This is a genomic window from Flavobacterium psychroterrae (assembly GCF_018380615.1).
Taxonomy (GTDB): Bacteria; Bacteroidota; Bacteroidia; order Flavobacteriales; family Flavobacteriaceae; genus Flavobacterium; species Flavobacterium psychroterrae.
Window position 1 is genome coordinate 393,410 of sequence record NZ_JAGYVZ010000002.1, and the last position, 15,245, is coordinate 408,654.

The following is a 15,245-nucleotide window of genomic DNA, read 5'->3' on the forward strand; positions in this document are numbered from 1 at the left end:
TATGTTTAAAAAAGATAATTGGGACGAAATTTTACAGGCTTTAACTGCCAACGTTTTCAGAACGATCCTGACTGCATTTGGGGTATTTTGGGGGATTTTTATTTTGGTAATATTACTTGCGGCAGGAAAAGGTTTAGAAAATGGCGTTAAGAAAGATTTTGACGGGATTGCCACAAATACAATGTTTATGTGGAGTCAGACAACCTCAAAAGCCTATAAAGGATTGCCAAAAACTCGCCAGTACAATTTTAGAAATAGTGATGTAGCGGCATTAAAAGCAGCTTTGCCTGATTTGTTATATGTTTCACCACGAAATCAATTAGGAGATTTTAACGGAACAAATAATGTAGTTCGAGGTACAAAAACTTCGTCATTTACTATTTATGGAGATTATCCTGAACTGATTAAACAGCAGCCAATGGATATTATAAAAGGACGTTTTATAAACCAACAGGATATAAATGAGAGACGAAAAATTGCTGTAATTGGAAAAGGGGTTATCAGCGAATTATACGGAAAAGAAGAGGAAGCGATTGGAACTTACGTAAAAATCAACGGAATTAATTTTATGGTTGTTGGAGTTTACAACTCTAAACAAACCGGCGGAAATGCAGAACAGGAACAAAAGAATATATTTATTCCGTTTACGACTTTCCAGCAATCTTTTAATTATGGGGATAAAGTAGGGTGGATGGCGCTTACTGCAAAAGATGAAATTTCTATTACAGATTTAAAACCAAAAATTTTAGAATTAATTAAAGCACTTCATTCTATAAATCCAAAGGACGATCGTGCCGTGGGTAATTTTGACTTATATGAACAATTTAATAAAGTGCAAAGTTTGTTCAGTATTTTACAAATCATTGCTTATTTTGTAGGAACTTTGGTCTTGATTTCCGGAGTAATCGGAATTTCAAATATCATGCTTATTGTAGTCAAAGAACGTACTAAGGAAATTGGAATCCGCAGAGCTTTAGGAGCGACGCCGGCAGCTATTCGCAGTCAGATTTTATTAGAAGCCATGTTTTTGACTATCATTTCAGGAATGTTAGGTATTGCCGTTGCAACCGGAGTTATAGCGCTCTTGAACATGTTTTTAGATTCAATGCCGCCGGAAAAAAATATAATGTTTTCTAATCCAAGTGTAGATTTAGGAGTTGTAGTTGTTGCATTATTAATATTAGTAGGATCAGGTTTGCTGGCAGGATTTATTCCGGCACAGACCGCAATTAATGTGAAGCCAGTAGATGCTTTACGAACAGAATAAAATTATCAATCAAAAATAATCGATTAAACCAAAAACAAAATGAAAAAAGGAGTAACCGTAACCATTTTAATCTTTATTGCTATAGTTTTCTTTGGCGCACTGTATTATTTGTATGCAAAAAATCAAGCATCTCCAATTGTTTTTAAAACTGAAAAAGCACAGATTAAAACAATCGTAAAAACTACCATTGCAACCGGTAATATTCAGCCTGATGAAGAGGTTCAAATCAAACCAAATATCTCAGGTATTATTGAAGAAGTGTATATCAAAGCCGGCGAAAAAATCAAAGCCGGAGATATGATTGCCAAGATTAGAGTTGTAGCAAATGTATCGAATGTAAGCACTACTCAAAATCAGGTTCAAACAGCTAAAATTGCTTTGGACAATCAGGAAAAGATTTTTAAAAGACAAAAAACATTGTTTGATAAAGATGTAATTTCTGCAAATGATTTTGATGCAGCACAATTAGCTTATACACAGGCAAAGCAAAATTATCAGGCTGCAAAACAAAGTTTAGATATCGTAAAAACGGGAACGACAACATCATTAGGGAGTTATGCAAATACCCTGATTCGTTCAACAGTAACCGGAATGGTTTTAGCCGTTCCTGTAAAAGTAGGAAATCAGGTTATTGAAAGTAATAACTTTAATGAAGGAACTACAATTGCAAGTGTTGCTGATGTGGGAAGAATGATTTTTATTGGAAAAATTGACGAATCGGAAGTAGGAAAAATCAAAGAAAAAATGCCTATCGAGATTACAGTTGGCGCAATCGAAAACAAAAAATTTGAAGCTGTTTTGACGGATATTGCACCAAAAGGAGTGGTTGAAAATGGAGCAATTCAGTTTGAAATTAAAGCTTCGTTAGAAAATAGAGATGCCACTTTTATCAGAGCCGGATTAAGTGCAAATGCGTCAATCATTTTAGAGAAAGCAGAAAAAACTTTGGCAATAAAAGAATCATTAGTTCAATTTGACAAAAAAACTCAAAAGCCTTATGTTGAAATTGAAACTACTTTACAAAAATTTGAAAGAAGAGATTTAGTCCTTGGAGTTAGCGACGGAATATACGTTCAGGTGAAAAGCGGAATTATAGCTACTGATAAAATTAAGATCTGGAATCAGGGTTTAATAAGTGAAGGGGAGAAAAAATAATTTGAAAGTATAAAAGAGTTTTTGGTTTTAAAAAATGTTAAATTTGCGTAGCATCTTTTGCTATGCTTTCATTCAAAATATATGAAAATAAATAAATATAATAGTCTTGTTTTTGCCATTTTATTTGGGTTTGGTTTATCAGCTCAGACACCATCGCAAACACAATCAAAACAATGGACATTAGAAGAATGTGTTCGTTATGCATTAGACAATAACATTACAATAAAACTATCAGAGTTAGATGTTAAAAATGCTGCAATTGATAAAAAAGGTGCATTAGGTAACTTCTTGCCTTCTGTTAATGCAAATGCTTCACACTCCTGGAACGTTGGTTTGAACCAAAATATTACAACAGGTTTACTTGAAAATCAAACAACTCAATATTCATCTGTAGGTGCTTCTGTTGGAGTTGATATTTACAAAGGTTTGCAAAACCAAAATACACTTCGCAGAACTAAACTTTCGATTGTTGCATCACAATATCAATTGTTGAAAATGCAGGAAGATATTTCATTAAATGTTGCGAATGCATTTTTGGAAATCCTTTTTAATAAAGAAAATTTAAAGGTAAAAAAAGAGCAATTGTCTATTGATCAAAAGCGTTTGGCACGTTCTGAAGAAATGGTAAATGCAGGAACAATTCCGCGTGGTGATTTGTATGATTTAAAAGCAACTGCCGCAACAGATCAACAAGCTATTATTGTTGCTGAAAATACTTTGCTGATATCAAAATTAAGTTTGGCACAACTTTTACAATTAAAGGAATTTGCAGATTTTGATGTTATAGACGATACAAATGCGAAGGATGAAAATAATATTCTGGCACAGACTCCGGTTGATATTTATAATAAAGCTAAAGAAATTAGAACAGAATTAAAGCTAGCTCAAACTAATCTTGAAATAGCTGAAAAGAATGTTGTGATTGCAAGAGGGGCTTATCAACCAACTTTAAGTGCGTTTTATAATTTTAATACCAGAGCAAGTTATTCAGATATTGTTACAGGAACTACCTTAAATACTGCAAATCCAGCATCTCAGATAGGATATGTTCAGGGAACAAATCAGGCAGTTTTACGTGATAATTATTCATCTGTTTTAGGAAGTGCAGCCCCAATTTTTGATCAATTTAATGATAACAAAGGTCAATCTTTTGGATTTCAGCTTTCTGTGCCTATTTTTAATGGTTTTTCTGTTAGAAATAATGTAGAAAGAAGTAAAGTAACTTTAGAGAAATCTAAAATAGATTTAGAACAAAAAAGTTTAGATTTGCAACGTAACGTTTATACTGCTTTTACAGACGCTAAAGGCGCTTTAAATGCATATGAATCCTCGACAATAACATTAGAGGCAAGACAGCAAGCGTATAATTATGCTAAAGAAAAGTACGATGTAGGATTGATGAATTCATTTGATTTTACACAGGCACAAACATTGTTGACAAATGCACAGTCAGACGTTATCAGAACAAAATATGATTACATTTTTAAAATAAAAATACTTGAATTCTACTTTGGAATTCCAATTGTCCCAATTATCACAAAATAATTTATTATGTCAAAAAAAACAATTTATTTCTTACTTGGCGGTGCAGTAATTCTAATCGTGGCTTTAATAGGTCTTTCAAAAGCGGGAGTAATAGGAAATAAGGATGAAGGAAAAGAAGTAGAAGTTTCAAAAGTAATTGCTTCAACAATAATAGAAACAGTTTCTGCAACAGGTAAAATTCAGCCGGAAATTGAGGTAAAACTTTCCTCAATGGTTTCAGGTGAAATTATCGCTTTAAATGTTAAAGAAGGTCAGGTTGTAAAAAAAGGAGATTTATTAGTAAAAATAAATCCGGATTTATATACTTCAGGATTAGACAGATCTGTAGCAAATTTATCAGGCACAAAGGCAAGTTTAACACAGTCTGAAGCCAATTTTAAAGAAGCAAAAGCAAGTTATGAGCGTAATAGAACGCTATATGACAAAGGAGTAATATCAAAATCAGATTGGGATAAGTCGATTGCGACTTTTGAGGTGGCAAAAGCAACCAAACAAAGTTCTTATTATAATGTTCAGAGCGCCTCTGCATCTGTAACTGAGGCAAAAGATAATTTAGGACGTACATTGATTTATGCACCGGCTGCGGGAACAATTTCAGTATTGAATGTTGAATTGGGAGAGCGAGTTTTAGGAACGCAGCAAATGGCAGGGACAGAGCTTTTAAGAGTAGCGAACCTGAACAATATGGAAGTTGAAGTTGATGTAAACGAAAATGATATTGTAAAAGTAAAAATTGGAGACGAGGCAAATGTTGAAGTTGATGCTTATTTAAAAAAGAAGTTTAAAGGTACTGTAACCAGTATTTCGAACTCGGCAAGCACAACATTAACATCAGACCAGGTAACTAATTTTAAAGTTAAGGTTCGTATTTTAAAAGAATCATACCAGGATTTGTTAGAAGGTCAGCCAAGTACTTATTCCCCTTTTAGACCAGGAATGACTGCGACAGTGGATATTATGACCAGAACTAAAAATAATGTTTTGGCAGTGCCAATTAGTTCTGTTGTTGTAAAAGCGGATACAACTGCTGTAAAAGATGTTAAAGTAGATGAACCAACAGATGATAAAAAAGTAACACCAAAAGCAGATAAAAAATTCGAATGTGTTTTTGTAAAAGTAGGTGATAAAGCTAAAATCAGAATTATTAAAACAGGTATTCAGGACGATACTAATATTGAAGTAATGTCAGGATTAAAACCTGGTGATGTAGTGATTACCGGACCTTATACAACAGTATCTAAAGATCTGAATTCCGGTGATAAAGTAAAACTGAAAAAAGCAGATTTACCTAAAAAATAATTTTTTAATAATTTAAATTAAATACTTTGCCATTTATTTTTAATATCGAAACGGCTACAAAAAATTGTTCAGTCTCTATTGCTAAAAACGGAGAAACAATTGTATGTAAAGAAATTGCTGAAGAAGGGTATTCACATGCCGAAAAACTGCATGTTTTTATTGAAGAAGCAATTGCCGAAGCAGGAATTTCAGTTCAGGATTTATCTGCAATTGCAGTAAGTCAGGGACCAGGATCTTACACGGGTTTACGAATAGGAGTTTCGGCTGCAAAAGGATTGTGTTATGCCTTAAATATTCCTTTGATTGCAATTGATACATTACAGACTTTAGCGTCGCAGGCAAACGTTTCTGACGGGAAAATTATTCCAATGATTGATGCAAGAAGAATGGAAGTGTACAGCGAAGTTTTTAATGCCAATTTAGACATTGAAAGAGGTATTGAAGCAGAAGTTATTACCGAAGAATCTTTTTTAGAATATACTGAAACCATTTATTTTGTTGGTGATTGTGCTGAGAAATGCAAACCCGTTTTGACAAAGGAAAACTTTATTTTTTTAGAAGAAATCAAATATCCATCTGCATCGGCAATGAGCAAAATTAGTTATGATAAATACCAAAAAAGCGACACTGTAGATGTCGCTTATTTTGAACCGTATTATTTAAAAGATTTTATGATGGCACCTCCATCAAAAAAACAATAAACTATTTTATTTCTGAATGGTGTAAGGCTGAATTGAAATTCCTGCTTCGTCCAGCGCTAATTTGCAATTCTCCAGCGTTTCAGAAAAAACAGCTCCGTAATTTGCATTTTTTGCCCACGGACGAACTGCGAAATCAATAGAACTTGCTGATAAATTTTTTACAAAAACTTCCGGAGCAGGAGTTTTAAGGACTTTTGGATTTTTAACTAAAACATCTAAGAGGATCTCTTTCGCTTTCTTGATATCTGAATCATAAGAAATTGAAAAAGTCAAATCGGCTTTTCTTTCTCCCTGCATCGAATAATTGATAATAGTTCCATTTGACAAAGCGCCGTTTGGTACAAAAACGGTTTGATTGTTTCCGGTAAGCATTTTAGTCACAAAAATTTGAATTTCTAATACTGTTGCAATTACACCTTGCGCCTCGATAGTATCGCCAACTTTAAAAGGTTTAAAAACGATAATCAACATTCCGCCCGCAAAATTTGATAAAGAGCCTTGCAATGATAAACCTACCGCAAGTCCCATTGCTCCTAAAATGGCGACAAATGACGAAGTTTCGATTCCTAATTTTGAAATAAAAGTCACAAAAAGTAAAATTCTTAGCGCCCAAATTAAAATATCCGAAAGGAATTTTGTCAATGTAGGATCTAAATTTCTTTGAACCATTACTTTTGTAATAATTCTGTTTATCAATCTGATGGCGTAAATTCCAACAAATAAAATAATAAAAGCAGAAACTAATTTTGGGGCATAATCAACTAATACGTCAATAAATCTAGTGACGTAATTACTAAGCTGGTCTGGATTCATGTTCATTTTTTTAAATAAAAAAAACCTTCTCAAAAGAGAAGGCATATTAGCGGTGCAAATATAGCTATATTTTGTTTTTATTTGAAAAAATGTACGTTATTCCTTAGGCGGAATCGTATCAATAATTTCGTCAGTTGCGGTTTCGGTTTTCTCACCATTCACAACTATATCCTCAGGAACAATAGTTGTAGTTGCACTTGAAGTTTCAGTTGTTTTTTCTTTTACAGAATCAATTACATCGCTTAATGAATCCGAAGCTTTCTCTACATATTCACTAACGATATCTTTTGCTTTATGGGCATATTCTACCGCACTTTCAAGTATAGGTTCTGAAGCTTCTTTTACTTTTTCGATAGTTTCCTCAGCAAAAGCTTCTGCTTTATCAATGTAAGGAGCAGCAGCTTCTTTAGCTTGTTCAAACTTAACTTCGGCTTCAGTAGCCAAATTTGTTGTAGAATCTTTGGCTGAGCCAAATAAATTCTTGAAAAATGAAGATAATCCCATGGTTATAAAATTGATTAGTTTAGAATACAATATTAAACTATTTTTAGGCTATTAAGGGATAATAATTTATTGAAAATTAAGTAGATACGAATTCAATAAAAAAGCGCCTCATTTGAGACGCTTTCTATTTTTATTTGAATAAATTATTATGCATTTATTGCTTCTACTTTTATTGCTTCATCATTCAACATGCTTTTAAGCATATTTTCGATTCCGCTTTTTAAAGTAAATGTAGATGACGGACAACCGCTGCAAGCTCCTTGCAAAATTACTTTTACCGTTTTGTCATTTTCATTATAGGAGTCAAAAGCAATATTTCCACCATCGGCCGCAACTGCTGGTTTTACGTATTCTTCTAAAATGTTGATAATTTGTTGTGAAGTAACATCTAATTTATCAAAAGCTTCATCTTTTGTTACGTCATTTTTAGTAGCAACTTCAATTAAAGTTTCATCTAAAACAGTTCCTCCGTTTTCGATATATTGTTTGATAAATGATCTTACTTCTAAAGTAATTTCATCCCATTCGTTAATATCATATTTAGTTACCGAAATATAATTTTCATCAATAAATACCTCTTTAACATAAGGAAATTTGAACAATTCTTTTGCTAATGGAGAAGAAGCAGTCTGGTCAATATTTTTATATTCAACAGCATTTTTAGTCAACATTCTGCTAACAACAAATTTTAAAGCAGCAGGATTTGGAGTTGTTTCTCCATAAACCGTAATTGGTTGCTTTTTAGGTTGGTTTTCGTCGATTTTTATAATAACGCCACCTTTTTCTACATAGGATTCAATTTGCTCAGCCACAGCATCTTTTACATCATCCCATTCTACAATACTATATCTTTCTATAGCAATAAAATTGCCTGAAATATATACTGTTTTTACAAACGGAAGATAAAATAATTGTTGTGCTAAAGGCGATGCTTCCGCTTCATCAATATTTTTAAATTCAAAATTTTGATTTTTGGTAATGAAATCTTCAAACTCGAACTTTAGGATAGTTGGATTTTGAGTTTCCTTTATAGTGATTTTTGTCATGATTTGTAATTTTGCACAAATTTAGTAAAGTTATTTTCTACTAATACCTATATTTGATTTTTTAATAAAATAATTAAGACTCTTTTCAAATTAATCGTATTAAAATTGAATAGTCTAAAATTTATTTAAACATAATTGCCTTTATGGAATTTAGAATCAGGGTTTTATTTCTTTTTTTGATTACAACATTTTACTCTTATTCACAAGAAGGAATTCCTGTTTACTCTGATTATTTATCAGATAATTACTATTTAATTCATCCTTCGATGGCGGGCGCGGCGAATTGTGCCAAAATAAGATTGACCGCCAGAAAACAATGGTTTGGTCAGGAAGATGCACCGGCGCTTCAAACCTTGACTTTTAACGGAAAAATTGGTGAACGCTCCGGAGCCGGAATCATTATTTTTAATGACAAAAACGGTTACCATTCACAAAAAGGAGTAAAACTTACTTATGCGCATCATATTATGTTTTCCAGAGATGAACTTGATTTAAATCAGCTTTCGTTTGGTATTAGCGGAGGAGTGATTCAAAGTCAGTTAGATGAAACTCAATTTGGCGGGTCTTTTGATCCAATTGTTTTTGGTCAGATTCAAAAAGATTCTTATTTTAATATGGATATTGGAGCGTCCTATAATTATCTTGATTTTTATGCTCATGCAACAGTTCAGGGCGCACTTGAAACCAGACGGGAATTGTACACCGATTATGAAAGTGATAATGTTAGAAAATTTTTATTAAGTGCAGGATATGTTTTTGGTAAAAGAAATAATATAACCTGGGAACCTTCCGTTTTATTTCAATTGTTTGATAAGACAAAACAGAAATCAATTGATTTAAACATGAAAGCCTACAAGAGTATGGATTTTGGAAGTTTATGGGCTGCTTTATCTTATAGAAGAAGTTTTGACGGTGCTCAATATAGTACAACAAGTGGAGTGGCGGCACAAAAACTGCAATATATTACGCCTATAATAGGTTTGAATTATAATAATTTTATGTTTGCTTATACCTACTCACAGGTTACGGGCGATGTAAAATTTGACACAGGAGGATACCATCAAATTACTTTAGGTATCAATTTATTTTGTAAAAAGGAACGTTACGATTGTAATTGTCCCGCTATTAATTAAATTTTTTATTATGCTGATTAAATCTGTAAACGGAAAAACGCCTTCTATTCCAGAGGATTGTTATGTTGCCGAAAATGCGACTATTGTAGGTGATGTTACTTTTGGAGATTCTTGCAGTGTTTGGTTCAATGCTGTAATTCGTGGTGATGTAAACTTTATTACAATCGGGAATAAAGTAAATATTCAGGACGGCGCAATTATTCATTGCACATATCAAAAACATCCAACTATTATAGGAAACAATGTTTCAATAGGACACAATGCAATTGTACACGGATGCAAAATTCATGATAATGTGTTGATAGGAATGGGCGCTATTGTAATGGACAATTGTGTGATAGAAAGCAATTCGATCATTGCCGCCGGAGCTGTTGTAACACAAAATACCGTTGTGCCTTCGGGAACTATTTATGCTGGTGTTCCGGCAAAAAAAGTAAAAGACATTGACCAATCTGATTTTGCAGGTGAAATTGAGCGTATCTCAAACAATTATGTAATGTATTCCGGTTGGTTCAAAGAGGAATAAAATTATAAAATTCCAAATACTAAAAATTCCAAATTCCAATTGTATCACACTCTATTGGAATTTGGAATTTTTCGTTTTTGGAATTTAAAGTATTATAAGTTGATTCTTTCGAAAAAGGAATTTTTATAACTTTCGCTTATCGGAATTCGTTTGTCGCTGATCAAAACTTTATTTTTTTGAATTGATTTTACGTGTTTTATATTAATGATATAAGATCTGTGAATTCTGGAAAATCCTTTGCTTGAAAGTAAATTTTCGAGTTTTATCAAACTGATTAAAGTCAGCGTAAATTTATTATCTGTAGTGTAAATTTTGACATAATCTTTTAAACCTTCAATAAAAAGAATATCTGCAAAATTCATTTTTACGTTTTCATATTCTGCTCTTACAAACATAAAATCCTGTTCTAATTCCGGTACTGTAGTGTTCTCAGAAATTGCCTGAACATTTGCAGCAGGATTTAAAATTTGCTGTGCTCTCACAACTGATTTTAAAAAACGATGAAACGGAATTGGTTTAACCAAATAATCTACCGCGCCAAGATTAAAACCTTCAACTGCATAATCAGAATAAGCTGTTGTAAAAATCACCAAAGGCTTTTTTTCGATTGTATTTAAAAAATCAATTCCTGAAAAATGCGGCATTTGAATGTCCAGAAAAATCAAATCTACATTGTTTTGATTGATAAATGAAACGGCATCAATAGCATTATTAAAAGTGCTGATGAGTTCAAGAGAATCAACCTTTCCAACAAAATCTTCTAATAATTCGACCGCTAAAGGTTCATCGTCTATAATTACGCATTTCATTTGTTGAAGTTTAAATTAGTAAATCTGTTTTGGCAGGCAAAAGTAGTTTTAAACCAGTGATTTAAGTTTTAAAATTATCATAAAATACGGGTTTAATTTTATGTATAATTAATTCTAACACATAGATACATAGATTTTGGGATTATAATAGGCGTTTCACTTATTTTAAATACACAAGGCTCACTATGTGGAATAAATGTATTTCTTTTTTGAGTTCTGTTTACTCTATTAAATCTATGTTTCTATGTGTTAATATTTTTCAACACACATACATTAATTTTTAAAATTATCCCTTCACGTTAATCGTTTTGCTTAAAGTGTAACCATCTGTAAGATTACCGGTTAAGGTTGCTAATTCATCTGATAAACTATCCGAGAACACGTTGTCTTTTGTATTTGAAGTATCGGCCTGACCGTGAGCAGCATAATTTGTACTGGAATAAACAGTACTTGTAACAGTTTCAGGAAGAGCAATTTGTGTTACCAGTAATGATGAACCGCTACTGCTTAAAACTTCAACATGAATATGTGGTGCTCTGCCCTGATACCAACCAGGGAAAATCGAAATAAACGAAACTTCGCCTTTTGAATTTGTCGTTTGTCTTCCTCTTAAAAAATGAACTGACGTATAATTAGTTTGTTGCATAGATGTTCCGCCGTATTCAGAGTAGTTTCCATCTTTATCGCAATGCCAGACGTCAACTAAAACATCAGCCAATGGGGAACAATTATTGTTTGTGTTTTCGATGACTAAATTAATAAGCAACGCAACTCCAACGCGGTCAGATTTTATGTTTTCTAAAACCAACTGACTCGGCGTTTTAATAGGAAACGGACCTTTGGTTTCAGCGGGAGAAACGGTACAGCTTCCGTCTCCCGAAGAATTTGTGCCGGAATCATCATTGTCACTTTTAGAACAGGATTCTAATAATTTAGAAGCTGTTGCTAGCGAAGCAATTCCTAAAATGCCATTTCGAATGAATTTTTTTCTATCCATAATCAGTTACTATTTAATTAAATTGCAGTTTGAATTTTATCTAATTCTAAGTTCAAATGCACACGATAATATTGATTGTCTTCTGTTATTGTAAGTTTGTGCGCGTTTGGATAAAGCAAATCCAGTCGGCTTTGAATGTTTACAAGTCCAATTCCTGAATTTTCAGGATCTTTTACATAGTTTTCAATTGTGTTTTCTATCCAGAAATCAAGACTGTTTTCCAGAATAAAAATCTTAATTTTTACATGCGCGGCACCTTTGTAATCGGTTCCATATTTAAAGCCATTTTCAACAAACGAAATCAAAAGTAAAGGTTCAATAAACTTGTTTCTGGTATCACCGTGAACATTGATAACAATATCCTCGATGTTATTCAGCCTTAGTTTTTGTAATTCAATATAATTTTGAATGTAATTGATTTCTTTTTCTAAAGCCACCGTTTTATTATCAGTTTCATACAGCATATAGCGCATCAATTCTGACAATGTTACGATGGCATCAGGGACCAAATCAGATTTTTTGTGTGCCAACGAATAAATACTGTTTAAGGAATTGAATAAAAAATGCGGATTAGTTTGTTTGCGCAAATAAATTAATTCAGTATTTGTTCTGTGCGTTTCGGCAATTAACTTGTTTTGTTGATTGTTGTAAAATTCAGTAAGTGTCCTGATAATGGCACTTATTGTAATAATTAAAATATAGAAAAACGAAGGTCCAATTTTAAAAAATAAAGGTTGTCTCGTTGCCATTATGGTCGGTCTTCTTCCTTTGTACATTAATTTAAAATCTTCAGGCGGTGGCATATTTCGAATTTTGAGATGTCTTACTTCTGAGAAATCAGGAATAAAATAATTGATCCTGATAATCATAAAAAGTAAAATCAACGAAAACACAAACACAAAATAAAGCCAGTATTTTTTTTCTAAAAGCAAAGCGGGAACCAAATAAAAATAGTTCAGATAAAACAAAATAATTCCTGTAGTCCATTGTACATAAAAATCATTGTTGATCCTAAACGGACTTTCATAAAACTGAATTAATGAAGTCAGGATAAAGAAAACCCATATGATGCAATGGAACAAAATTTTATTTGAACTGGTATTTCTGATGGTATCTATTTTCATTTATAATTTTATTTTTAATAAAATTAAATCATTTTTGGTTACCGTTGGCGATATGTTTTGATTCAGTTTTTTTACTACTAAATCAGCTACTTTTAGAGCATCGCCTTCTGTCGTAAAACTTTTAGTGTCGCCTATTACCGGAATAATAGACTGCCTGATAATGATTTTATTTTTTAAAATGATCGAATATCCATAACCTGACGTAGTTCTAAAGGATTCGGTTTTAAAAGTTTTTTCATTTTTGACACAGGCAGTAAATTGTAAAGCCAATAAAAGAAACACTAAATTTTTCCGGATTTTACTCCGGAAGAATAGTCTTTTTGTATTAATTGTCGTCGTCACTTTGTTCATCTAAAGGTTTAAATTCCCAGGCATCATCAAAGTAAGTTGAACCCACTCTTCCTAACATATAAAAACCGCGATTATTGATTGCAAATCCCACAGCATCTGTTCTGCTTGCACCTTCCATTGGTGTTCTTTCTGTCCATAAATCATTGGTAGGATTATATTCCCAAATTGTTTTTATGCTTTCTCCACCTACAATATAGCCTAATCCGTTCATAGTAAAAGCAGAAGCGTTTGAACGAACAATTGCATAATCATCGTTGTATGAATAATCATCATCAGTATCTTTGTCGATATCACGTTTTCTTGTCCATACATCTGTGGCAGGATCAAATTCCCAGAAATCTTCCTGATAAACGCCATTGTTGATTCCGGTTCCAAGATATACTTTATCAGCAATTACAAAAGCCGTAGCATTACGTCTTTTATTTCCGCTAAATCCGTTTACAAGCGTCCACGCATTTGTGACGTCGTCATATTGATAGAAATCTTTAAGATAATTTCCATCGTATCCAGTTCCGAAAAAAGCTTTTCCGCCAGCCTGAAAACCAACGGCAGCATAACGTCCGGTTCCGGCAAAATCAGTTTTTTGCGTCCAGCTATTGCTCGTAGGATCATATTGATAAAAGTCTTTTAATTTATTAGTTCCATCATATCCCAGACCAACATATCCTTTATCGTTAAGCGTAAAACTAGAAGCAGAACTGCGCCCAACTCCTGAAAAATCTGCTTTTTGTTCCCAATAATCTCCCGTAGAATTGTATGCCCATAAATCTTTTAAATATACATCGCCAGTATAACCGGTTGCTACATAAGCAAAATCACCAATAACAAAACTGGTTGCACTAGATCTTGCAGGACCGTCAAATGCAGATTTTTTAATCCAGTTTCCTACTAAATCATCATCGTCATCATCGTTGCTGCAGCCTATAAAAACGAGGCTTGAAAGTAATGCCGCGAATAATATTCCTTTTTTCAAATTATTCATAGTGTATTAAATTTATTTATTGTTTGTATTTGATGCCAATTCCTAAAACGTATCCATTGCCGGTATTAAAATCATATACTTTATGATTCTTATTATCAATCAGATCGTATTTTTTGTCAAAATCATATCCGGCTTTAAAATTTAAAAACCAGTTTTTATCCACGTTTCTTTCATATTCAAATGCCGAAGTCATTTGCGATAAGCTAACTTTTGAAGCATTATTTAAATTGTTTTGTGTGTCTAAATGATAAAAATTACCGTTAAAACTATTACTTAAGCTAAATTGATTTCGGCTATTATTAGCATATGAAATTTTAGAATCCGGAAATCCAATCAGTAAGGAACTTTCGTTGTTAACTTTATAGTTCAATGATAAAACGGGCATGAATTTAGGAGAACCAAAAACTGTTGTTCGGGCTACACCAATGTTAATATTCATATTTGAATTCAATTGCTGTTTAATTTCAAAACTTCCTAAAACCGAGAAATCATCACCGTTTAAATCACTTTGAAAATTTACTGTTGGAGTAATTGAAAAATTTAGATTTGTTGTGTTTGAGATTGCATGAGAAATTTCAAACTTGTTCTTAATCTGATTAAATCCATCTAAATTCTCGTAGGCATTAAAACTGCCTAAATCATAATTCACTTTCAAATTCGAATATTCTAATGTGTTTGTTATAAAGTTTTTATCGCTTATTTTTTTATTAAATGAAATGCCTATGTTGGTTTCAGTAAAATCAACTTTAGCTGTAGGTGCTGTTTTTACATTCATATTTACAGAAAAGTTATCCTGAGCTTTCATGCTGAAAATTGAAATCAGAAAAAATGAACAAATTATAAACCTTGTTTTCATTACTTATTTATTGGTTCAAAAGTAAGTGGCTAATGGTTTTAAAAAAAAGAAGATATATGTATGGCACTTTTTGATAGACTAAATCCCCTTTTTTCCGGCTGAATGAACTATTGACTGGTATTAATGTATTGTAGATG

General features: G+C 32.5%; 16 protein-coding genes. 7 read left to right on the top strand and 9 right to left on the bottom strand.

The window, feature by feature from the left end; all coding sequences use genetic code 11:
* Position 1 precedes the first annotated feature (1 nt).
* The 5 genes from KHA90_RS03495 (at position 2) to tsaB (ending at position 5,967) form a co-directional block, all read left to right on the top strand.
* Complete coding sequence (locus KHA90_RS03495; RefSeq protein WP_213295408.1) at positions 2–1,267, top strand: ABC transporter permease; 1,266 nt, start codon at positions 2–4, stop codon at positions 1,265–1,267.
* 39 nt (positions 1,268–1,306) lie between these two features.
* The gene (locus tag KHA90_RS03500) at positions 1,307–2,422 is read left to right on the top strand and encodes an efflux RND transporter periplasmic adaptor subunit (protein WP_213295410.1); all 1,116 of its coding nucleotides are present in this window, start codon (positions 1,307–1,309) and stop codon (positions 2,420–2,422) included.
* Positions 2,423–2,503: 81 nt separating this feature from the next.
* A complete protein-coding gene (locus KHA90_RS03505) occupies positions 2,504–3,967 on the top strand; it encodes a TolC family protein (RefSeq protein ID WP_213295413.1) in 1,464 nt (487 codons plus the stop codon).
* A 6-nt stretch (positions 3,968–3,973) separates the two neighbouring features.
* Positions 3,974–5,266, top strand: a complete 1,293-nt coding sequence (locus KHA90_RS03510; protein ID WP_213295415.1) for an efflux RND transporter periplasmic adaptor subunit — start codon at positions 3,974–3,976, stop codon at positions 5,264–5,266.
* Between the two features lie 26 nt (positions 5,267–5,292).
* Positions 5,293–5,967 (top strand): tRNA (adenosine(37)-N6)-threonylcarbamoyltransferase complex dimerization subunit type 1 TsaB, encoded by a 675-nt coding sequence (tsaB, locus tag KHA90_RS03515; RefSeq protein WP_213295417.1) that lies wholly within the window; start codon positions 5,293–5,295, stop codon positions 5,965–5,967.
* A 6-nt stretch (positions 5,968–5,973) separates the two neighbouring features.
* Here tsaB and KHA90_RS03520 read toward each other — a convergent pair whose 3' ends face one another.
* The 3 genes from KHA90_RS03520 to KHA90_RS03530 all read right to left on the bottom strand — a co-directional run bounded on the left by KHA90_RS03520 (position 5,974) and on the right by KHA90_RS03530 (position 8,330).
* Positions 5,974–6,786 carry a mechanosensitive ion channel family protein gene (locus KHA90_RS03520; RefSeq protein ID WP_213295437.1) on the bottom strand — a complete coding sequence of 271 codons (813 nt, stop codon included), beginning with the start codon at positions 6,784–6,786 and terminating at the stop codon, positions 5,974–5,976.
* Between the two features lie 90 nt (positions 6,787–6,876).
* Entirely contained in the window at positions 6,877–7,314 is a 438-nt protein-coding gene (locus KHA90_RS03525; RefSeq protein WP_244860237.1) for a YtxH domain-containing protein, read from the bottom strand.
* A 116-nt stretch (positions 7,315–7,430) separates the two neighbouring features.
* Positions 7,431–8,330 carry a NifU family protein gene (locus KHA90_RS03530; RefSeq protein ID WP_213295439.1) on the bottom strand — a complete coding sequence of 300 codons (900 nt, stop codon included), beginning with the start codon at positions 8,328–8,330 and terminating at the stop codon, positions 7,431–7,433.
* A gap of 143 nt (positions 8,331–8,473) precedes the next feature.
* Between KHA90_RS03530 and KHA90_RS03535 the strand changes: the two genes are divergently transcribed.
* Complete coding sequence (locus tag KHA90_RS03535; RefSeq protein ID WP_213295440.1) at positions 8,474–9,463, top strand: PorP/SprF family type IX secretion system membrane protein; 990 nt, start codon at positions 8,474–8,476, stop codon at positions 9,461–9,463.
* 10 nt (positions 9,464–9,473) lie between these two features.
* A complete protein-coding gene (locus tag KHA90_RS03540) occupies positions 9,474–9,989 on the top strand; it encodes a gamma carbonic anhydrase family protein (RefSeq protein ID WP_213295443.1) in 516 nt (171 codons plus the stop codon).
* Positions 9,990–10,081: 92 nt separating this feature from the next.
* Here KHA90_RS03540 and KHA90_RS03545 read toward each other — a convergent pair whose 3' ends face one another.
* The 6 genes from KHA90_RS03545 to KHA90_RS03570 all read right to left on the bottom strand — a co-directional run bounded on the left by KHA90_RS03545 (position 10,082) and on the right by KHA90_RS03570 (position 15,108).
* The gene (locus tag KHA90_RS03545) at positions 10,082–10,798 is read right to left on the bottom strand and encodes a LytR/AlgR family response regulator transcription factor (protein ID WP_213295444.1); all 717 of its coding nucleotides are present in this window, start codon (positions 10,796–10,798) and stop codon (positions 10,082–10,084) included.
* Positions 10,799–11,084: 286 nt separating this feature from the next.
* Positions 11,085–11,795: a dioxygenase family protein gene (locus tag KHA90_RS03550; protein ID WP_213295446.1), complete on the bottom strand. Its 711-nt coding sequence runs from the start codon at positions 11,793–11,795 to the stop codon at positions 11,085–11,087.
* Positions 11,796–11,812: 17 nt separating this feature from the next.
* On the bottom strand, positions 11,813–12,919 hold the full coding sequence (locus KHA90_RS03555) for a sensor histidine kinase (RefSeq protein ID WP_213295450.1): 1,107 nt from the start codon (positions 12,917–12,919) through the stop codon (positions 11,813–11,815).
* Positions 12,920–13,189 carry a DUF4907 domain-containing protein gene (locus KHA90_RS03560; RefSeq protein ID WP_244860238.1) on the bottom strand — a complete coding sequence of 90 codons (270 nt, stop codon included), beginning with the start codon at positions 13,187–13,189 and terminating at the stop codon, positions 12,920–12,922. It lies immediately after the preceding gene.
* Positions 13,190–13,244: 55 nt separating this feature from the next.
* Positions 13,245–14,252 (bottom strand): Kelch repeat-containing protein, encoded by a 1,008-nt coding sequence (locus tag KHA90_RS03565; RefSeq protein ID WP_213295455.1) that lies wholly within the window; start codon positions 14,250–14,252, stop codon positions 13,245–13,247.
* 16 nt (positions 14,253–14,268) lie between these two features.
* On the bottom strand, positions 14,269–15,108 hold the full coding sequence (locus KHA90_RS03570) for a DUF6268 family outer membrane beta-barrel protein (protein ID WP_213295457.1): 840 nt from the start codon (positions 15,106–15,108) through the stop codon (positions 14,269–14,271).
* Positions 15,109–15,245 lie beyond the last annotated feature (137 nt).

Bases quoted from the DNA above. Each gene is read 5' to 3' on its own strand.
- KHA90_RS03495 (WP_213295408.1), top strand. From the start codon at position 2: ATGTTTAAAAAAGATAATTGGGACGAAATTTTACAGGCTTTAACTGCC.
- KHA90_RS03500 (WP_213295410.1), top strand. From the start codon at position 1,307: ATGAAAAAAGGAGTAACCGTAACCATTTTAATCTTTATTGCTATAGTT.
- KHA90_RS03505 (WP_213295413.1), top strand. From the start codon at position 2,504: ATGAAAATAAATAAATATAATAGTCTTGTTTTTGCCATTTTATTTGGG.
- KHA90_RS03510 (WP_213295415.1), top strand. From the start codon at position 3,974: ATGTCAAAAAAAACAATTTATTTCTTACTTGGCGGTGCAGTAATTCTA.
- KHA90_RS03520 (WP_213295437.1), bottom strand. From the start codon at position 6,786: ATGAACATGAATCCAGACCAGCTTAGTAATTACGTCACTAGATTTATT.
- KHA90_RS03530 (WP_213295439.1), bottom strand. From the start codon at position 8,330: ATGACAAAAATCACTATAAAGGAAACTCAAAATCCAACTATCCTAAAG.
- KHA90_RS03535 (WP_213295440.1), top strand. From the start codon at position 8,474: ATGGAATTTAGAATCAGGGTTTTATTTCTTTTTTTGATTACAACATTT.
- KHA90_RS03540 (WP_213295443.1), top strand. From the start codon at position 9,474: ATGCTGATTAAATCTGTAAACGGAAAAACGCCTTCTATTCCAGAGGAT.
- KHA90_RS03545 (WP_213295444.1), bottom strand. From the start codon at position 10,798: ATGAAATGCGTAATTATAGACGATGAACCTTTAGCGGTCGAATTATTA.
- KHA90_RS03550 (WP_213295446.1), bottom strand. From the start codon at position 11,795: ATGGATAGAAAAAAATTCATTCGAAATGGCATTTTAGGAATTGCTTCG.
- KHA90_RS03555 (WP_213295450.1), bottom strand. From the start codon at position 12,919: ATGAAAATAGATACCATCAGAAATACCAGTTCAAATAAAATTTTGTTC.
- KHA90_RS03565 (WP_213295455.1), bottom strand. From the start codon at position 14,252: ATGAATAATTTGAAAAAAGGAATATTATTCGCGGCATTACTTTCAAGC.
- KHA90_RS03570 (WP_213295457.1), bottom strand. From the start codon at position 15,108: ATGAAAACAAGGTTTATAATTTGTTCATTTTTTCTGATTTCAATTTTC.